The 18,855-nt window shown below is 61.2% G+C and carries 17 protein-coding genes; 16 read left to right on the top strand and 1 reads right to left on the bottom strand.

The annotated features are described in order from the left end of the window. Window positions 1–82 precede the first annotated feature (82 nt). From AOA60_RS27185 to AOA60_RS27155, 7 genes are all read left to right on the top strand, one after another. Window positions 83–832 (top strand): hypothetical protein, encoded by a 750-nt coding sequence (locus tag AOA60_RS27185; RefSeq protein ID WP_099586972.1) that lies wholly within the window; start codon window positions 83–85, stop codon window positions 830–832. Between the two features lie 123 nt (window positions 833–955). Further along, entirely contained in the window at window positions 956–1,225 is a 270-nt protein-coding gene (locus AOA60_RS27180) for a hypothetical protein (protein WP_099586971.1), read from the top strand. A 112-nt stretch (window positions 1,226–1,337) separates the two neighbouring features. Next, window positions 1,338–2,651: a methyl-accepting chemotaxis protein gene (locus AOA60_RS27175; RefSeq protein WP_099586970.1), complete on the top strand. Its 1,314-nt coding sequence runs from the start codon at window positions 1,338–1,340 to the stop codon at window positions 2,649–2,651. A gap of 48 nt (window positions 2,652–2,699) precedes the next feature. Beyond that, the gene (locus tag AOA60_RS27170; protein WP_250924956.1) at window positions 2,700–3,176 is read left to right on the top strand and encodes a GAF domain-containing protein; all 477 of its coding nucleotides are present in this window, start codon (window positions 2,700–2,702) and stop codon (window positions 3,174–3,176) included. Between the two features lie 181 nt (window positions 3,177–3,357). Then, entirely contained in the window at window positions 3,358–5,469 is a 2,112-nt protein-coding gene (locus AOA60_RS27165) for a TonB-dependent receptor (protein WP_099586968.1), read from the top strand. A gap of 115 nt (window positions 5,470–5,584) precedes the next feature. Then, complete coding sequence (locus AOA60_RS27160) at window positions 5,585–6,127, top strand: sigma-70 family RNA polymerase sigma factor (RefSeq protein ID WP_099586967.1); 543 nt, start codon at window positions 5,585–5,587, stop codon at window positions 6,125–6,127. After that, the gene (locus AOA60_RS27155; protein ID WP_099586966.1) at window positions 6,124–7,056 is read left to right on the top strand and encodes a FecR family protein; all 933 of its coding nucleotides are present in this window, start codon (window positions 6,124–6,126) and stop codon (window positions 7,054–7,056) included. Before AOA60_RS27160 ends, AOA60_RS27155 begins: the two co-directional genes overlap by 4 nt. A 44-nt stretch (window positions 7,057–7,100) precedes the next feature. On the opposite strand, the gene AOA60_RS27150 is transcribed toward AOA60_RS27155, so the two are convergent. Further along, a complete protein-coding gene (locus tag AOA60_RS27150) occupies window positions 7,101–8,927 on the bottom strand; it encodes a sigma-54-dependent Fis family transcriptional regulator (RefSeq protein WP_099586965.1) in 1,827 nt (608 codons plus the stop codon). Window positions 8,928–9,164: 237 nt separating this feature from the next. Here AOA60_RS27150 and AOA60_RS27145 point away from each other — a divergent pair, with 237 nt between their 5' ends. The 9 genes from AOA60_RS27145 to AOA60_RS27105 all read left to right on the top strand — a co-directional run bounded on the left by AOA60_RS27145 (window position 9,165) and on the right by AOA60_RS27105 (window position 18,816). Next, window positions 9,165–10,259 carry an ABC transporter ATP-binding protein gene (locus AOA60_RS27145; RefSeq protein WP_099587036.1) on the top strand — a complete coding sequence of 365 codons (1,095 nt, stop codon included), beginning with the start codon at window positions 9,165–9,167 and terminating at the stop codon, window positions 10,257–10,259. Next, window positions 10,259–11,356, top strand: a complete 1,098-nt coding sequence (locus tag AOA60_RS27140; RefSeq protein ID WP_099586964.1) for an ABC transporter ATP-binding protein — start codon at window positions 10,259–10,261, stop codon at window positions 11,354–11,356. The genes AOA60_RS27145 and AOA60_RS27140 overlap by 1 nt, the downstream gene beginning before the upstream one ends. Next, on the top strand, window positions 11,353–12,219 hold the full coding sequence (locus tag AOA60_RS27135) for a carbohydrate ABC transporter permease (RefSeq protein WP_099586963.1): 867 nt from the start codon (window positions 11,353–11,355) through the stop codon (window positions 12,217–12,219). Before AOA60_RS27140 ends, AOA60_RS27135 begins: the two co-directional genes overlap by 4 nt. Window positions 12,220–12,229: 10 nt before the next feature. Further along, window positions 12,230–13,030, top strand: a complete 801-nt coding sequence (locus AOA60_RS27130; RefSeq protein WP_003232361.1) for a carbohydrate ABC transporter permease — start codon at window positions 12,230–12,232, stop codon at window positions 13,028–13,030. 10 nt (window positions 13,031–13,040) lie between these two features. Then, on the top strand, window positions 13,041–13,313 hold the full coding sequence (locus AOA60_RS27125; protein WP_014718862.1) for a DUF2160 domain-containing protein: 273 nt from the start codon (window positions 13,041–13,043) through the stop codon (window positions 13,311–13,313). Window positions 13,314–13,345: 32 nt separating this feature from the next. Further along, window positions 13,346–15,088, top strand: a complete 1,743-nt coding sequence (locus AOA60_RS27120) for an ABC transporter substrate-binding protein (protein WP_099586962.1) — start codon at window positions 13,346–13,348, stop codon at window positions 15,086–15,088. Between the two features lie 265 nt (window positions 15,089–15,353). Further along, a complete protein-coding gene (locus AOA60_RS27115; RefSeq protein ID WP_099586961.1) occupies window positions 15,354–16,733 on the top strand; it encodes an iron-containing redox enzyme family protein in 1,380 nt (459 codons plus the stop codon). An 11-nt stretch (window positions 16,734–16,744) separates the two neighbouring features. Further along, window positions 16,745–17,692: a class I SAM-dependent methyltransferase gene (locus tag AOA60_RS27110; protein WP_099586960.1), complete on the top strand. Its 948-nt coding sequence runs from the start codon at window positions 16,745–16,747 to the stop codon at window positions 17,690–17,692. Between the two features lie 5 nt (window positions 17,693–17,697). Then, entirely contained in the window at window positions 17,698–18,816 is a 1,119-nt protein-coding gene (locus AOA60_RS27105) for a carboxylate-amine ligase (protein WP_099586959.1), read from the top strand. Window positions 18,817–18,855 lie beyond the last annotated feature (39 nt).

Raw genomic sequence — 18,855 nt, 5'->3', positions numbered from 1 at the left:
CACTTTTTTTGATTTCTCTGCTCTATCTTTGTCCCAGCCCCGCCGATTCCCCGCGAGGGCAGAAGAACAAGATCGGGTGCCGATGGATCGCACGTTTCCTCTTTCAAACATTCGTCGCATACGCCGGCTGCTGCTGTTGGCTGCGATCTTCATATTCGGCGCGACAGGTTGCACCCAGCAACAGGGGCAGGACATTGCCAAGCAGTTCACCAATGGCAAGCCCGATGAGTTCTTTCAGACCAGTGTCGATCGCATGGCCACCCTGGGCATGCGCGACAATCTGCAAAGCCTGTATCTGCTGATGAGCAAGCTATACCTGCGTAACCCCAGCCAGTGGCGGCAATCGGGTTATCCGGATGCGGTGAGTGCCGAGCGGGAAATTCGCCAGGCAATCGAGCAGCGTCGACCGCTGCCTGCCCTGGGTGAGCGTCGCGACCTAGCCGCGTTGAGTTACTCCTTGAGTCCGGAGTTTCAGGGCGACCGGGTGGGCGCCTTTATATACGCGATCGGCAGTATGTTGGTGACCGCCCACGGCGGGCGCACTGAGTTCTACATGACCGATTCGATCAACCCGCAGTTCGTCAGCAATGCCGCGCGCAATATCGAGAAGGCTACTTGGCTGCTGAGCAAGCGTCAGGATGCGAATGGCGTGTTGCTGCTGTTTTCCAATGAGATCTCGGAGGAGGGCAGCAACCTCAGTTTTGCCGTGGAGTTCGGCAAGATTGTGGCGCGGCTTGACCTGCTGACCCAGATGCTGGATGAGCGGTATCGGCGTATCGGTCTCAACTATGCGCAAAGTTTGTTGCTGATGAATTTCCTGCCGGTGCAGTGAACGGATGGCGCGTACGGCTTTTCTCTTTTCAATGTAAGAAGTGGCCTATGTTGCGCACCCCTGCTTGAAACGCCCCGACGTCGGCAATAGCCTCGGACTTTTCCGAAAAAGTGAGGCCCTACCTTGGGTAAGCGAAAAACGGTGTGGCCGACGGACCGCGAGATACGCCTGCGCTTTATCCTCTTTGCCGTTATCGACGCCGCAAGTGTCGAGGGGGTTCCTGCCGAGTTGTTATTACCGGCGCACAAATTGCTGCGTGATTCACCCACCGAGGCGCAGTTTGTCGAGGCCCTCAGGGCAATACTGGCGGCCGACCAGATGCACGGCTTCAGGTTTCCTGTGGGCTCCGAGGCGGACGATCTGATGCAGACACTGGTTAGGCCTGCCGGTTAGATCTATTTCTGTTGCGCGAGACAACTGAGTGAGCAACTAACTGTTCATCGGCCTATGCTCAAGCCGCAGGCCGCATGGCCGATGCAGTGATGACTACCTCAGGGACGCCGCCATGTTCAATCGCCGCTTGAAGAAGGATCTGCAGGACCGGGACGACGAGCTTTTCCAATTGCGACAGCTCGTTACGCAGTATGACCGCGGCATGCTCTCAATATGCCTGGATGCCGACATGCGGCTCATTGCCGTCAACGAGGATTTTGCCCGGACCCTGGGCTACTCCTGCGAGCAATTGCAGGGCCGTCTCTTGAGTGAAATTGTTCCGCCTTACGTCAGGGATTTACCTTGTTTCCGTGATTTCAATGCAGCAGTCGCCCGCTCCGAGCCGGTGAGCGACGATTACCGCTTCCTGCGCAGTGACGGCAGCCTGGCCTGGATCAACCTCACCTGGTGCCCGATCAACGCGCGCGACGGCCAGCTGTCGCAGATCCAGGGCTACGGCATCGAGGTCAGTCGCGCCATTGAGCAAGCCAAGGAAAACGAAGCGTTTATCAACGCGTTGATCCGCTCGACGGCCGTCATTCAGTTCAGATTGGATGGGACGGTGGTCACCGCCAATACCCAGTTTCTCGACGCCATGGGCTATACGCTCGATCAGATCGTCGGCAAAAAGCACAGTCTGTTTTGCACCGCGCAGGAGGCCGCTTCGAGCGGATACGCCGCGTTCTGGCAAACCCTCAATCGCGGCGAATTTGTTGCCAGCCGCTTCAAGCGTGTGGACAGCCGCGGCAACGAGGTCTGGCTCGAAGCCACCTACAACCCGGTGCACGACGCCGAGGGCAAGCTGTGCAAAGTGGTCAAGTTTGCCAGTGTGGTCACCGACCAGGTCTTGCGCGAGTCCGAGGTCAAGGCCGCCGCCGGCGTGGCCTACGAGGTTTCTTTACAAACCGACGTCACGGCCGAACGCGGCGCGGCGGTTGTGCAAGACACCGTGCAGACCATGCAAAACATTGCCCTGCAGATGCAATCCGCCACCGGCAGCATTGAGGCGCTGGGCAAACAGTCGCTGCTGATCAGCGCGATTGTGCAGACCATCGGCGGCATCGCCGCGCAAACCAATCTGCTTGCACTCAATGCCGCCATTGAGGCTGCTCGTGCAGGTGAACAGGGCCGTGGATTCGCGGTGGTAGCGGATGAAGTAAGGCAATTGGCCAGCCGTACCAGCACGGCAACCGAAGAGATCGTCAGCGTGGTCCAACAGAACCAACGCCTCGCCGACGAAGCCATTACCGAGATGTTCAGCAGTCGCGAGCAGGCTGAGCAAGGCTTGACACTGGCCAACCAGGCTGGCGCCGTCATCACGGAGATCCAGGGTGGCGCCAAGCAGGTGGTGAACGCAGTGGGGCGTTTTGCGAACGAGCTGCAATAGCCCAGGCATAGGGCTGCTTGGTTTTGATTTGAGAATCAGGAGAGTGCTATTAAACCTTTAACCCCTGAAGAACTGGCGGTCATCGCCGAGATAGAAACAGCGTCCAATATCCTGCGCCTGACCACGCGCTTGACGGATATGCGCTTCTCGGCGATCTCGAAGATGACCGACACCCACTGGGTGGCCTGCGCGGTGTACGACGAGCTGCATTTTGGCGTGGAGGTCGGGCATGAATTGCAGCTTGAAGCCACGCTGTGCAACGGTCTGCGGGCCAATCCCAAGCCCATCATTATCGAACACGCCAGCAAGGATCCGGTGTTCTGGCAAAATCCTTTGCCCAGTAAACATGGCTTCGAAAGCTACATCTCCCTGCCGATTGTCTTCTCCGACGGCAGCGTCTTCGGCACCTTGTGCGCCTTGGACGTGTTGCCGAAAAAGCTCGAGAACCCGCAAATGGTCGAGATACTCACGATTTTCACCCGGCTGATCAGCACCACTCTGGAATTGCAGTACAGCAGGGCCTGACTTCGGGCTATCTGAGTCAGCGTTAGATCGTTTATTTCCTTGTAAATAAAATCGGTCCGACACTGTTGTGGGAAGGGGCTGGTCCGTTAATAAGGCGTGACTTGCCGGGCATCGTTGGCTTCCCATCACTGTTCGCGTGATGGCCCTGCCGTTCACGCCCCCGAATTCCAAGGACCCACCCATGCTGCTGCGCCAACCTCCATTCCTGTTTGCTGCCTTGACCTTAAGCTCGCTGGTGCACGCCGAAGACCTGCAATTGGCACCGGTCGAAGTCACCACGGCTGAAGCGAGTGCGGGCGAAGTGGCCCAGGCGCAGCTCAAGAGCGTGCCCGGCGCCACCAATTACATCGACATGGGCAGCGTGCAGCAGGGGCGGGTGAGCACCAACGAAGATGTGTTCAAGTACCAGCCGGGGGTGTACGCCAAGGCGGCGAACAACGAAGGGGTGAAACTGTCGATTCGCGGGTCGGGCCTCAACCGCAGCCCTGGCTCCCATGCGTCGGGGCTTTACGAGATGTTCGATGGCCTGCCGCTGACCGGCCCCGGCGGCACCCCTTATGAGCTCAAGGACCCGCTGTGGCAAAGCCGGGTCGAGGTGTTGCGCGGCGCCAACGGTTTTGATCAGGGCGCGTTGGCCCTCGGTGGTGCGGTCAACTACGTCACGCGAACGGGCTACGACGCTCCCAAGCTGCAAGTGCGCTATGAGGCGGGCAGCCGTGGCTATGCCCAGCGCGAGATCAGTTCGGGCCAGGTGCTGGGCGACGCCGACTACTACATCAGCCTCACCGACTCGCAATCCGACGGCTACCAGCGCCAGAGCGCGGCCACAGGCAAGGGCGTGACCGCCAACTTCGGCTACCGCTTCAACCCCAACCTGGAAACCCGCTTCTATTTCCGTTATCGCGAAACCACTAACGACACCCCCGGCAAACTCACTCGCAGCCAGATAAGCCACGACCCACGCGCCGCCAACAGCCTCAACGCTGCGCGCGACTCCAAGCGCCTGCAACCTGGCTCCACCTGGATCGCCAACAAAACCACCCTGCAACTGGACGACAACTCCCGCCTTGAAGTGGGCCTGGCGTACCACGATTACCCGATGGACCTGCGCGAGGGCACTATCCGTCTGAAAGTCGCCTACACCGACGTCAGCGGCACCCTCAACTACATCCGCCAGGACACGGTGTTTGGCCACGACAGCAAAACCACCCTCGGCCTGCGCACCACCCAGGCAATGCCCAACAATGGCGGCGCCGAATACGTGCGCATTCCCGCCGGTAACACGGCCATTTATGCCCCCGGCACCAAGACCCGCGATTACAGCTACCTGGGCTCCGACACCGTGCTGCACATCGGCAACGACCTGGAACTGGTGCCGGACCTGTGGCTGACCACCGGCCTGGCCGCCATCTACACCCGCCGCGAAACCGAGGTCACCTATCCCGAAGGCCAGGCACCGCTTAGCCAGCACGATTGGGACTACGCGCCGCGCATCGGCCTGCGTTATGACTTCAACCCGCAATTGCAGGTGTACGGCAACCTCAGTCGCTCCGTCGAGCCGCCGCATGCGTGGTCGATGATCTGGGGTTCCAACAAGTATTTTACGAGCGGTCCTGCCAAAGGCATGGCGCGTGAAGGCGTCAGCCTGAAAAACCAGACCGCCACCACCCTGGAAGTCGGCGGTCGCGGTGAGGCCTGGCTCGGCCAGTGGGATCTGGCGCTGTACCGCTCCGAAGTGCGCCACGAATTGCTCACCGTGGAAACCCAGGCCCAGACCGCAACCAGCAATGCCATCGTCGCCGAATCCAACGCCAGCCCCACCGTGCACCAGGGCGTGGAACTGGGCCTGCTCAGCCCACTGTGGGACGGCGGCCGCAACGGCAAACTCGACCTGCGCCAGGCCTACACCTTCAGCGACTTCCACTACCGCGACGACGACCGTTTCGGTGGCAACACCTTGCCGGGCATCCCCAAACACTACTACCAGGCGCAACTGCGCTACAGCCACCCGACCGGTTTCTACACCAGCTTTAACACCGAGCACTCATCAAAAGTGGCGGTGGACTACGCCAACTCCTACTACGCCGCGGCCTACACGATTGTTGGCGCAACGTTCGGCTACGACGCGCCCAAGCAGGACTGGCAAGCCTGGGTCGATCTGCGCAACCTCGCCAACCGCCGTTACGCCAACACTGTCACGCCGGGTTACGACGACAAAGGCCTGGATGTTGCGCGCTCTACACCGGCAGATGGGCGTGGTATCTACACCGGCGTTTCATGGAGCTGGCGCTAAGAGGACACACCGATGGGAGGGCGCTTTTACAGGATGTGAGCCCCTTGCCCCGACATCGTTTTACTGGCATTGTTTGCGCAATTGGTAACATTTCCCATTTGAGAAATTTTTGCGCATGCATGACATTCCGGCCGCGCTGGGCAACTCAGCGCGTCAGCAGATCCTTACGGCGATGTACCGCGAGCACCACGGGTGGTTGCATGGCTGGCTGCGCAGGAAACTCGGTTGCTCCCAGCACGCCGCCGACCTGGCCCACGACGCCTTCATCCGTGTATTGATGCTGGCCGAACCGCAAGCGATCAAGGAACCCCGTGCCTTCCTGGCCACCACGGCGGGACGCTTGCTCATCGACGGTGCCCGTCGTCGCCGTATCGAAAAAGCCTACATGCAGGCGCTGGTCATCCAGTGCGAAGACGCCGGCATGCCCGACCCGGCGGCGATCCACATTGCCTTGCAAGCGCTGGAACGCATTGCTGAAATGCTCGCCGGCTTACTGCCCAAGGCCCGCGAGGCGTTCTTGTTGAGTCGCCTCGACGGCCTGACCTACAGCGAAATCGCCGTGCGTCTGGAAGTGTCCCCCAGCACCGTCAAAAACTACATCTCCAGCGCCCTGGTGCACTGCTATCACAGCCTGCACGCGGCCGACCCACTGTCATGAACTCCGAACAGATCATCCAGCAAGCAGCGAATTGGCTGACACGCCTGCACGACGAGGACGTCACAGACGCCGACCGTCAGGCCTTCAACACCTGGTGCGAGGCCGACCCGCGCCACGCCGTCGCCATCGAGCGCATGCGTGCGTTATGGGGCAGCCTCGACAGCGTGCCCGCACAACCGGCGCGCCGCGCCCTGAATCGCGCATTTGCCCCGCAACGGGCACGCAGCGCACAGGTGCTGGGTGTGCTCGGTATCGCGCTGTGCGGTTGGCTGAGCCTGGAGCACCTGCCAGTGTGGATGGCCGACCAGCGTACTGGCGTCGGTGAACGTCGCCAGATCGCCCTCGAAGACGGCAGCCAGTTGCAGCTCAACAGCAACTCGGCGGTGGACGTGAAATTCGACGGCCACCAACGGGTGATCGAACTGCTGCAAGGCGAGCTGTGGGTAGACGTGGCCAAAGATGCGCAGCGGCCGTTCGTGGTGCGCACCGACCAAGGCACGGCGACCGCACTGGGTACGCGTTACCTGGTCAAGCGTGCGCCGGACGGCACGACAGTGGTAACGGTGATCGAGTCCAGCGTGGCGGTCAAAGGTGAGGCAGAGGAGGGCGTCAAAGTCAGCGCCGGCCAGCGTTCCGTCCTCGACCATGGGCGCGCAACGCCCGCGCAAACCGTCGGCAATGCCGATCCGGACGCCTGGACGCGTGGCCTACTCACCGTCAACGACCAGCCCCTGAGCGAAGTGTTGCAAACCCTGGCCAGCTACCGCCACGGCATGGTCCGCTTCGACCCACAGGCCCTGCGCGGCCTGCGTGTGTCCGGCGTATTCAAGCTGGACGACACGGCGGCGGCCTTGTCGACCCTGGCGGACAACCTGCCGATCCAAGTGGAGTACTTCACCGACTTGCTGGTAGTGGTCAAGCCGCGCTGAGCCTGCCGTAGCTGACGTACTGACACCCTGCGATCTGTGGGCCTCTACGGGGGGCATTCATTGCCTTGGCGCAGGCGTTTGTACAAAGTGTTGCGGCTTACCCCCAACTCCCGTGCCAAGTGGGAGATATTGCCGCCTACCGCCTTCAAGCGCTGGGTCAGGTCAATGCTGTCGTCCAGGTACTCACTGGTCGGCAGCGGCGCAGGCACGTTCAAGTCCACAAAAAAATCATCCGGCAGATGCTCCGGCCTTATCGGCTTCTCCTCGGCCATCGCCAGCGCCACCTGCAACACGCTGCTCACCTGGCGCAAATTCCCCGGCCACGGGTGCTGCTCGAACAGCGCCAGCACCTCGGCGCTCAAACCGGCCCATTGGGTGGGCTCGCGGTGTTGTTGCCACAGTTGCTGGAACAGCGCCTGCTTGTCGGTCCGCTCGCGCAAGGGCGGCAATTCCAGGGTCAGGCCGCCGATGCGGTAGTACAAATCCTCACGAAAACGCCCGGCCTGCACCTGTTCGCGCAGTGCGCGGTTGGTCGCCGAGATAATGCGCAAATCCACCGGGAACAACTCGCTGCTGCCCACCGGTTGCACGCAACGCTCCTGCAACACACGCAGCAGGCGCGCCTGGGTCGGTAACGGCATATCGCCGATCTCATCGAGAAACAGCGTGCCCTTGTCGGCCTTGCGGATCAGACCGATGCTGCCTTTCTGATTGGCGCCGGTGAACGCGCCTTTTTCGTAACCGAACAGCTCCGATTCCACCAGCTCAGCGGGAATCGCCGCACAGTTCACCGCGATAAATGCCTTCTGGCTGCGGGAACTGGCCTGGTGCAGGGCTTTGACGAACACCTCTTTGCCCACGCCGGTTTCACCATGAATCAGCAGCGGGATGTCTTTTTCCAGCAACCGCTCGGCCTGGCGCACGGCTTTCTCCACGCGCATATCGCCAAAATGCAGGGTCTTGAGGCCAATGGCTGCCGGCTTCGACATAACCGGCTCGCTGAACACACGCGCCTGCACCGGCATCTGCTTGGGGCGCTTCAACAGGCACTGAAACCGATTGCGTCCCGCCGCCTGCAACGAAAACGGCAAGCCCTCCGGCTGGTTGAGCAGTTCCAGCAGCGACACTTTGAACAAACTGTCGATCATCACCCGCGACAGGCTGATACCCAGCAGGTTGTCGGCGCGACGGTTGGCCGACAGCACCTGGCCGCTGTCATCAAAGATCAGCAGGCCCGCCCACTGGCTGTCCAGGTTGCTCAGGCCGGTGTTGAAGGTCAGTTGGAAGTGCTCGCCGCGAAACAGGTTGAGGATCAGTCGGTTCTCCACGGTCTGACTCATCATCTTGACCATGCCCAAGGTGTGAGAGGGCGGCAGGTAGCTGTCGCTGGACACATCCAGCACCGCGATGATTTCGCGCTGGGCATCGAAGATCGGCGCTGCCGAACCCGTCATGAAACGGTTGGCCTTGAGGAAGTGTTCATCGTGTTCGATATGCACCGCCTGGGCACAAGCCAGCGCGGTGCCGATGGCATTGGTACCGCTGGAGCGTTCCTTCCAACTGGCACCGGCGCTGAACCCATGGGCCAGCTTGGGCTCGATAAACCGCTGGGTGCCCCACGAGGTCAGCACCTGGCCCTGGTTGTCGGCCAGCATGATCAGGCAATTGGAATTACTGAGGATGTTCTCGTAGTAGGGCAGGACTTCCTGGTGGGTGGTCTGCACCAGGGAATGCTGGCTTTCCAGCAGTTGGCTGATGCCCTCGGCAGGCAGTTGATCGAAGCTGGGCGTGCTCTGGTGGTCCAGGCCAAAGGCGCGGCAACGGCGCCAGGAGTCCTGGATGATGGTGTCGTGAGCCAAGGGTTCGGCCATCGGGCGACCTTCTGTTTTTATTGTTTTTATGGGGCCCCGCAGGCGCGGGGGCCCCATTAGTGTTGTTCAGAACTGTTCATTGTCAACCCTAGAAGTGTTCAGTTGTTCAGCCCGATTGTTCACTCCCGAACATTCCATATGTCCCATTTCCTTGTGGATCAAGCACCTGCCGGTTTTGGCACGAAATTCGCTCTGACGACTGGCCAGATTCATTCCAATAATAAAAAAGGTCGTGTCATGTCATTGACCCTGGAACATGTCTCCCGCGTCGTCGAAGGCCAAACCTGGATCGACGATGCCACCCTGCGTTTCGAGCCCGGTTCCTTCAACGTGCTGCTCGGTCGCACCCTGTCCGGCAAGACCAGCCTGATGCGCCTGATGGCCGGCCTGGACAAGCCCGACAGCGGTCGCATCCTGATGAATGGCGTCGACGTCACCCACAAGCCGGTGCGCCTGCGCAACGTGTCGATGGTGTATCAGCAGTTCATCAACTACCCGACCATGACCGTGTTCGAGAACATCGCCTCGCCGTTGCGTCAGGCCGGTGTGTCCAACGAGGTGATCCAGAGCAAGGTGCTGGAAACCGCTCGGATGCTGCGCATCGAGAAGTTCCTGAAGCGTCACCCGCTGGAGCTGTCCGGTGGCCAGCAGCAGCGCACGGCCATGGCCCGCGCTCTGGTCAAGGATGCCGAACTGATCCTGTTCGACGAGCCGCTGGTGAACCTGGACTACAAACTGCGCGAAGAGCTGCGTCAGGAAATGCGCGAGCTGTTCCAGGCCCGCCACACCATTGCGATCTACGCCACTACCGAACCCAACGAAGCCCTGGCCCTCGGCGGCACTACCACCATCCTTCACGAAGGCCGGGTGATCCAGAGTGGCAAGGCTGCCGAGGTTTACCACCAGCCACATACCGTGCTCGCGGCCGAGCTGTTTTCCGAGCCACCGATCAACCTGATGCCGGGGCGTATCAGCGGCAATGAAGTGAGCTTCGCCAATTTCGTACATTTCCCACTCAATGTTGACCTGCGTCCCATCGGCGAAGGCGATTTTCGCTTCGGTGTGCGCCCCAGCCATATCAGCCTGGTGCCGAGCAACGACGACGACCTGGAGCTGGCGGTGACCGTAGAAGTCGCCGAAATCAGTGGCTCGGAAACCTTCCTGCACGTGCGCAGCGAACACTTCCTGCTGGTGCTGCATTTGCCGGGGGTGCATGAGTACGACGTTGACGCGCCGATCCGCGTGTATATCCCCACCCATAAACTGTTTGTGTTCGATGGTCAGGGCCGTTTGGTCCAGGCTCCCGGACGCCGTGTCGCGAGGGTTGCGTGATGGCCGAGATCCATTTGCAGAACCTGGCGCACAGCTATAACCCTACGCCGACCGGACCGGAAGACTACGCGATCCGGGAAATGAACCACGTGTGGGAGCAGGGCGGTGCCTACGCCTTGCTTGGCCCGTCGGGCTGCGGCAAGTCGACCCTGCTCAATATCATCTCCGGTTTGCTCAGCCCGTCTGAAGGCCAGGTGCTGTTCGACACCCAAGTGGTCAACGACCTCACGCCAGAAAAACGCAACATCGCCCAGGTGTTCCAGTTCCCGGTGGTGTACGACACCATGACGGTGTTCGACAACCTGGCGTTCCCGCTACGAAATCAGGGCATGGCCGAGGCGAAAATTCACAGCAAGGTGCAGGAAATTGCCGAAGTCCTCGACCTGCAAACCCTGCTGAGCAAGAAAGCGCGCAACCTCACCGCCGACGAAAAGCAGAAAGTCTCCATGGGCCGTGGCCTGGTGCGCGACGACGTCTCGGCGATCCTCTTCGACGAGCCGCTGACGGTGATCGACCCGCACCTCAAATGGAAACTGCGGCGCAAGCTCAAGCAGATCCACGAGCAGTTCAATATCACCATGGTCTACGTCACCCACGACCAGTTGGAGGCTTCCACCTTCGCCGACAAAATCGCGGTGATGTACGGCGGGCAGATCGTGCAGTTCGGCACGCCACGGGAGCTGTTCGAGCGGCCGAGCCACACGTTTGTCGGCTACTTTATCGGCAGCCCTGGGATGAATCTGATCGAAGTGCAGGCCGAGGCGGGCGGGGTGCGGTTTGCCGGCACCCACTTGCCATTGCCCGATGCGTTGCAACAACGCATTGCCAGCACCGACTACAAGAAGTTGCAGGTGGGTATCCGCCCGGAATTTATCCATGTGTGGGACGAGTACAACCCCGACGCCCTGCAGGCCGGCGTCACACATCTGGAAGACCTTGGCACCTACAAGATCATGACCCTCAACCTCGATGGCGCCACCTTGAAAGTGCGTTTGGCCGAAGACAAACCGGTGCCTGAAGGCACGGCGTCCATCAGCTTTCCCGCGCAATGGCTGATGCTCTACGCCGACGATTACCTGCTGGAGGTGCAGCCATGAACAAGGTGCAGAACAACAAGGCCTGGTGGCTGGTGCTGCCGGTGTTCCTGCTGGTGGCGTTCAGTGCGGTGATCCCGATGATGACGGTGGTCAATTACTCGGTGCAGGACATCTTCGACCAGTCCAGCCGCTACTTTGTCGGCGCCGACTGGTACAAGCAGGTATTGCTCGACCCGCGGCTGCACGACTCGCTGCTGCGCCAGTTCATCTATTCAGCCTGCGTGCTGTTGATCGAAATTCCCCTGGGCATCGCCATCGCCCTGACCATGCCGACCAAGGGTCGCTGGTCGTCGCTGGTGTTGATCGTGCTGGCGATTCCGTTGCTGATTCCGTGGAACGTGGTGGGCACGATCTGGCAGATTTTTGGCCGTGCCGACATCGGCCTGCTGGGGTACAGCCTCAACGCGGTAGGCATCAGCTACAACTACGCGGCCAATACGGCGGATGCCTGGGTCACTGTGCTGGTGATGGACGTGTGGCACTGGACTTCACTGGTGGCGTTGCTGTGCTATTCGGGGTTGCGGGCGATTCCGGACGTGTACTACCAGGCCGCTCGGATTGATCGTGCATCGGCCTGGGCAGTTTTCCGACATATCCAACTGCCCAAGATGAAGAGCGTGCTGCTGATCGCGGTGATGCTGCGGTTTATGGACAGCTTCATGATCTACACCGAGCCCTTCGTCCTGACGGGTGGTGGACCGGGTAACGCCACCACGTTCCTCAGTCAGACCTTGACCCAGATGGCCGTAGGCCAATTCGACCTGGGCCCGGCCGCGGCGTTTTCGCTGGTGTACTTCCTGATCATCCTGTTGGTGTCCTGGCTGTTCTACACCGCCATGACCCACTCCGACGCCAACCGCTGAGGCCGCCAACATGAGCAAACGCAAGCTAATCCCGTTGCTGATCTACATCCTGTTCCTGCTGGTGCCGATCTACTGGCTGCTGAACATGTCCTTCAAGAGCAACACCGAAATCCTCGGCGGGCTGACGTTGTTTCCGCAGGATTTCACCCTGGCCAACTACAAGGTGATCTTCACCGACCCGAGTTGGTACACCGGCTATCTCAACTCGCTGTACTACGTGAGCCTGAACACGGTGATTTCCCTGAGCGTGGCGCTGCCGGCAGCCTATGCTTTCTCGCGCTATCGTTTCCTGGGCGACAAGCACCTGTTCTTCTGGCTGCTGACCAACCGCATGGCCCCGCCAGCGGTGTTTTTGCTGCCGTTTTTCCAGCTGTATTCGTCCATCGGCCTGTTCGATACGCATATCGCTGTAGCCCTGGCCCACTGCCTGTTCAACGTGCCGTTGGCGGTGTGGATCCTTGAGGGCTTTATGTCCGGCGTGCCCAAGGAGATCGACGAAACTGCCTACATTGACGGCTACTCGTTTCCGAAGTTTTTCGTGAAAATTTTCATCCCGTTGATCGGCTCCGGCATCGGTGTCACCGCGTTTTTCTGCTTCATGTTTTCCTGGGTCGAGCTGCTGCTGGCGCGCACCCTGACCTCGGTCAACGCCAAGCCCATCGCGGCGGTGATGACGCGCACGGTGTCGGCGTCTGGCATCGATTGGGGCGTGCTGGCAGCGGCGGGGGTGTTGACCATCCTGCCGGGCATGCTGGTGATCTGGTTTGTTCGCAACCACGTGGCCAAGGGCTTTGCCCTGGGCCGGGTCTGAGGAGTCGATGATGGAATGGATGGCCTGGACCACCCCCACTGCACTGTTCTTCGGCGGCATCGCCCTGATCCTGGCGGGCATGACCACCTGGGAACTGCGCTCGCCGAGCATCCCCCGGCGGGGTTTGTTACCGATCAGCACCACCCGTGGTGATCGCTTGTTTATCGGTCTTCTCGGCAGCGCCTACCTGCATTTGCTGGTGATCGGCGTTACCGACTGGAGCATCTGGGTGGCGTCCGCGCTCTCCCTGGTATGGCTGTTGAGTGTGATGCGTTGGGGCTAGTGCCCTTATGAATAAACAACCAGGAGGTCTCTATGTTGAATAAGAACAATAAGCTGCGACATAGCATTTCATTGGCCGCCGTACTGGCCCTGAGCGGTTTGAGCGCTTCGGCCTGGGCCGATGCGTACGAAGATGCCGCGAAGAAATGGATCGGCAGCGAGTTCAAACCGTCCACCCTCACCGAAGCCCAGCAACTCGAAGAGTTGAAATGGTTTATCAAGGCGTCGGAACCGTTCCGTGGGATGAAGATCAACGTGGTGTCGGAAACCCTCACCACCCATGAATACGAGTCCAAGGTGCTGGCCAAGGCCTTCAGTGAAATCACCGGCATCAAGCTGACCCACGACCTGCTGCAGGAAGGCGACGTGGTGGAGAAGCTGCAAACCCAGATGCAGTCCGACAAGAACATCTATGACGGCTGGGTCAACGATTCCGACTTGATCGGTACGCACTTTCGCTATGGCAAGACCGAATCGATCACCGACCTGATGGCCAACGAAGGCAAGGACTTCACCTCGCCGACCCTCGACCTCAAGGACTTTATCGGCCTGTCCTTCACCACCGCGCCGGACGGCAAGATCTACCAACTGCCCGACCAGCAATTCGCCAACCTCTATTGGTTCCGCGCCGACTGGTTCGAGCGTCCGGAACTGAAAGCCAAGTTCAAGGAAAAATACGGCTACGACCTCGGCGTACCGGTGAACTGGTCGGCCTATGAAGACATCGCCAAGTTCTTCAGCGAAGACGTCAAGGAAATCGACGGCAAGCGCATTTATGGGCACATGGACTACGGCAAGAAAGACCCGTCCCTGGGCTGGCGCTTCACCGATGCCTGGTTCTCCATGGCCGGTGGCGGCGACAAAGGCCTGCCCAACGGCTTGCCGGTGGACGAGTGGGGCATTCGCGTGGAGGACTGCCATCCGGTGGGCTCCAGCGTGACCCGTGGCGGCGACACCAACGGCCCGGCCGCGGTGTTCGCCACGCAGAAATACGTGGACTGGATGAAGGCCTACGCGCCACCGGAAGCGGCGGGCATGACCTTCTCCGAGTCCGGCCCGGTACCTTCCCAAGGCAACATCGCCCAGCAGATCTTCTGGTACACCGCGTTTACCGCCGACATGGTCAAGCCTGGCCTGCCGGTGGTGAATGCCGACGGCACGCCGAAATGGCGCATGGCGCCGTCGCCTGTCGGACCTTACTGGGAAAAGGGCATGAAGAAGGGCTATCAGGACGTAGGCTCCTGGACCTTCCTCAAGTCCACGCCCGAGAAGCAGAAACTCGCGGCCTGGCTCTACGCTCAGTTCGTGACGTCCAAAACCGTCTCGCTGAAGAAAACCATCGTCGGTTTGACGCCGATTCGTGAGTCCGACATCAACTCGCAAGCCATGACCGACATGGCCCCCAAACTCGGCGGCCTGGTGGAGTTCTACCGCAGCCCGGCGCGCACCGAGTGGTCGCCAACCGGTACCAACGTGCCGGACTATCCGCGCCTGGCGCAGCTGTGGTGGAGCAACATCGCCTCGGCCGCCAGCGGCGAGAAAACCCCGCAACAGGCGCTGGACAACCTGGCCAAGGAACAGGACGCGATCATGACGCGCCTGGAACGCTCCAAAGTGCAACCGGTGTGCGGCCCGAAAATGAACTCCGAGCGTGACGCGCAATACTGGTTCGACCAACCGGGCGCGCCAAAACCGAAACTGGCGAACGAGAAGCCGAAAGGCGAGACCGTTAGCTACAACGACCTGCTCAAGTCGTGGGAGGCGGCGCGCAAGTAAAAATCTAGGGTTGGGCAGAACGGCACTCAGGTGCCGTTTTGTTTTTCTGCTGCTCCGCAATCCGCGGCGTGGACTGCCGAGGGCGTGTTCATGGCGGCACATGAGGCGTACGGCGAACGGGCGCCACTGATCAGGCATGTTCGAATCCCGATTGAATTTTCCGCCAGGCCCGATGCTCTTTCCTTCAGAAGCGCGTGATTTTGAGCGCTCTTGCGGGGCCTCTTGTTGAAGGGGCGTTGTCTCGGACTTTGCGGGAACTGCCATTATGACGCTATTAACGGCGCTGTCGGGCCAACTGGCCTCTATGCATCACTCGGGCTACGGAGAGTATCAGCGGGTTTATCAACACCTGTATGGCGAAGCGCCGAACGCCGAGAGCGTGGCGCGCGAGTTCCTGCAAACCCAATTGGCCCGGGTACAGGATGCCACCAACGAGCTGCCCGCTGAGCCGGAACAGCTCTTGGCCTGGGTTGAGCAGCGTTGTGCTGCGGTCGCTCAGGACTACGCCGATTACCTTGAGCAGCGCCAGCAAGGCCGGCCGCGCCGTTACTTCCAGAACAAAGCCCATGCACTGTACGTATTGCAACGTGTGGCGCCGACCAAACAGGTCGACGGGGCGTGGTTGTATGGACTGCTGCATTACTGGCAAGACCAGCGTTTTGACGGCCTGCTCAGCACCTATCTTGAAGAGTTGGGGGACGGCGAAGCCGCGCAGAACCATGTGGTGATCTACCGCAAGTTGCTCAGTGATCACGACGCCGACAGCGACGCGGGCGTCGAAGACGAGCACTACCTGCAGGGCGCGCTGCAACTGGCCTTGGGCCTGTGTGCCGAGGAATTCCTGCCGCAGGTCATCGGCTACAACCTGGGTTACGAGCAGTTGCCGCTGCACTTGTTGATCACTTCGTATGAGCTGAGCGAGCTGGGCATCGACCCGTATTACTTCACCCTGCACGTCACCATCGACAACGCCAGCAGCGGCCACGCGTGCAAGGCGGCGCAGTCGGTGTTGAACCTGCTGCCGCTGGGCGAGGGCAGGGCGGACTTCTACCGCCGCGTGGCCGAGGGTTATCGCCTTAATGACCTTGGCGCGGGCACCACGGCCGTTATCGAGCAGTTCGACCTGCACGCCGAAGTGGTGGCGATGCTCGAACGCAAACGCACCTTCGGCCAGCACATGCATTCGGACTATTGCCGCTTCGAAGGCAAGACCGTCAACCAGTGGCTGGCGCAGCCCGGGCAGGTCGGCGCGTTCCTCCAGGCGTTGCAGGACAAGGGGTGGATCAAGCGCAACCAGGACCCGGCCGAGAGTCGCTTCTGGCAACTCATCGAGGGCGCGGGCGCGGCGATGTTCGGCGTGTTCAGCGGCTATGAAAAACAGGTGTTACATGACTGGATTGCTGGCGAGTGGATCAGCGACCAGCGCGTGGCGCCGGTGAGGCGCGGGCGCTCCAGCCGGTTTTCCCAGGAACAGCACCGCCCGGCCGACCCTGACACCCAGGCGCTCGTGGACTCGCTGTGGAAACTGCCCGACGAACAGCAGCTCAACGCGCTGATTCCCTGGCTGTCGGCGCGGCGCCATTGCACGCCCGCCGGGTTGTACGCCACTCGCCGGTTTATCCAATTGCGCGCGCGCCTGCGCTAAGGAATTCGCCCATGTCTGCACAACAACTCGCTGATCGCGCACTGCTCAACCTGGGCCGGGGCTTGAAGGAGAGCGGCTACCGCTTTATCACGCCGACGCCCATGACCCATGAGCGGGTATTCCAGCGCCTGGCGACGCCGCTGGCAATGGACCTGCGCGACGTGTTCGGTTGGTCGATGCCGTTTGACGGCGCGCTGTTGCCCGAGGCGTTCTGCGAAGAATTGCAGCAGGCCGACGTGATCGAAAAGCACGATTCGCTGTGGCGCAGCGCCGTGCGCTGGTCGAGCCTGGATGACCTGTTGTTCGTTCACTCGGCGTACCCCACGACCCAGTCGGATGCGGTGTTTTTCGGGCCCGACAGTTACCGCTTCGCGCACCTGATTGAAGCGCATCTGCAACAGCGTTTCGAGCCCATCAAGCGCGCGGTGGACATCGGCTGCGGCGCGGGCGTGGGCGCACTGGTGGTGGCTCGGGCACGGCACGACGCCGAGGTGTTGGCGGTGGACATCAACCCGCGCGCGCTGCGCCTGACCGCAGTGAATGCCGAGTTGGCGGGGCTGGCCAATGTGGTCGCGTACCACAGCGACGTATTGGGCAGCGTCGAAGGCGAGTTCGACCTTATCGTCGCCAACCCGCCCTATATGAATGATGACCGCCAGCGTGCGTATCGGCATGGCGGCGGCGCACTGGGCGAGCAATTGTCGGTGCGCATTGTCGGCGAATCCATGGGGAGCCTGGCGCTGGGCGGTAGCCTGGTGTTGTACACCGGCGTGGCGATCGTTGCTGGTGGCGAGGACCCGTTCCTGGCGGCCGTCAAACCATTGCTCGGCAGCCATGCCTATGGCTGGACCTACCGCGAGCTTGACCCCGACGTGTTTGGCGAAGAGCTGGACAAGCCGGGCTACGAGCGTGTCGAGCGGATTGCCGTGGTCGCGCTCACCGTTACGCGCCTGCGTTGACGTCGATGCTCACCTTCGGCATCGAGGAGGAGTATTTCATCACCGACCTGCACACCCGGCGCATGCTGGCCGAGCCTTCGGCGGCGGTCTTGGCCGCCTGCCGGAAGGCTATTGGCGCAGGCTTTGCGGATGAAATGTTCCAAGGGCAGATCGAGGTGGCGTCGCCGGTGTTCCACACCAGCCATGAGGCGGCGGAGTACCTGGCGACGGTGCGGCATGACCTGGCCCGATCTCTCGGCGAATTCGGCCTGGGTGTGGTGTGTGCCGGCAGCCATCCGTTGGCTGACTGGCGGGAGCAGGCGCCCACGGAGCGCGCGCATTTCCGGCAATTGTTCGACGCTATCCAGCATGTCGCGCGGCGCAGCGTGCTGTGCGGCTTGCATGTGCATGTCGCGGTGCCGACGGATGTGGACCGTATTGCGGTAATGAATCAGGTTTCGTCCTGGTTGCCATTGTTGTTGCTGCTCAGTTGCTCGTCGCCGTTCTGGGACGGTGCGCCCACAGGGTTCATGAGCTACCGCCAGGCCGTTTGTGATGAATGGCCGCGCATGGGCGTGCCGGAACACTTCGCCGATTGGGCCGCGTATCAGCGGTACCTGGCACTGCTGCAACGCATCGGCGCGATCAAGGCCGATGGCAACGGCTGGTGGGGCATTCGCCCGGCGGCGCGCTACCCGACGCTGGAACTGCGCATGACCGATGCTTGCCCCAGGATGGCCGACGCCCTGGCCCTGGCCACGTTTTACCGCGTGATGGTCACCCATGCCTGTGGCCTGCCATCGCCCGGTGTGGCCTTCACCGCCGAAAGCCGCTGGCTGCTCCAGGAAAACCGATGGCAGGCCAAGCGCTACGGCGCTGCCGGCACCTTTGCGCTGGACGATCACGGCGCAACGGGCACTGCCGAGCAGTGGTTGCAACAGGCCGAACGCACTTTCGCGGCCACCGCTGACGCCCTGGGGGAGCCGCAGCTGTTTGACACCTTGCACAGGTTGCTGGACGGCGGTAACAGCGCTGTCGAGCAACTGCACTGCCACGCCGCCGCCCAGGCTTCGGGCGCCGAAGCGTTTGCGTGCCTGCAACAGGTGGTCGACCGTCTGCTGGCCCAGAGCCGCGCTGACCATTGATCGGGTGCTGGCCCAGGCCAAGTGAACACTCGCCGTCTG

Source organism: Pseudomonas sp. 2822-17, assembly GCF_002742485.1.
Lineage (GTDB): Bacteria > Pseudomonadota > Gammaproteobacteria > Pseudomonadales > Pseudomonadaceae > Aquipseudomonas > Aquipseudomonas cyclaminis.
The sequence above is the reverse complement of the archived record's forward strand: the minus strand, read 5'-3'. Positions and strand labels throughout refer to the sequence as shown.

Coding starts and splice junctions, on each gene's coding strand:
- AOA60_RS27160 (WP_099586967.1), top strand. CDS start 5,585: ATGCATGACATTCCGGCCGCGCTGGGCAACTCAGCGCGTCAGCAGATC.
- AOA60_RS27120 (WP_099586962.1), top strand. CDS start 13,346: ATGTTGAATAAGAACAATAAGCTGCGACATAGCATTTCATTGGCCGCC.
- AOA60_RS27145 (WP_099587036.1), top strand. CDS start 9,165: ATGTCATTGACCCTGGAACATGTCTCCCGCGTCGTCGAAGGCCAAACC.
- AOA60_RS27115 (WP_099586961.1), top strand. CDS start 15,354: ATGACGCTATTAACGGCGCTGTCGGGCCAACTGGCCTCTATGCATCAC.
- AOA60_RS27125 (WP_014718862.1), top strand. CDS start 13,041: ATGGAATGGATGGCCTGGACCACCCCCACTGCACTGTTCTTCGGCGGC.
- AOA60_RS27185 (WP_099586972.1), top strand. CDS start 83: ATGGATCGCACGTTTCCTCTTTCAAACATTCGTCGCATACGCCGGCTG.
- AOA60_RS27165 (WP_099586968.1), top strand. CDS start 3,358: ATGCTGCTGCGCCAACCTCCATTCCTGTTTGCTGCCTTGACCTTAAGC.
- AOA60_RS27105 (WP_099586959.1), top strand. CDS start 17,698: ATGCTCACCTTCGGCATCGAGGAGGAGTATTTCATCACCGACCTGCAC.
- AOA60_RS27130 (WP_003232361.1), top strand. CDS start 12,230: ATGAGCAAACGCAAGCTAATCCCGTTGCTGATCTACATCCTGTTCCTG.
- AOA60_RS27110 (WP_099586960.1), top strand. CDS start 16,745: ATGTCTGCACAACAACTCGCTGATCGCGCACTGCTCAACCTGGGCCGG.
- AOA60_RS27175 (WP_099586970.1), top strand. CDS start 1,338: ATGTTCAATCGCCGCTTGAAGAAGGATCTGCAGGACCGGGACGACGAG.
- AOA60_RS27135 (WP_099586963.1), top strand. CDS start 11,353: ATGAACAAGGTGCAGAACAACAAGGCCTGGTGGCTGGTGCTGCCGGTG.
- AOA60_RS27150 (WP_099586965.1), bottom strand. CDS start 8,927: ATGGCCGAACCCTTGGCTCACGACACCATCATCCAGGACTCCTGGCGC.
- AOA60_RS27140 (WP_099586964.1), top strand. CDS start 10,259: ATGGCCGAGATCCATTTGCAGAACCTGGCGCACAGCTATAACCCTACG.
- AOA60_RS27155 (WP_099586966.1), top strand. CDS start 6,124: ATGAACTCCGAACAGATCATCCAGCAAGCAGCGAATTGGCTGACACGC.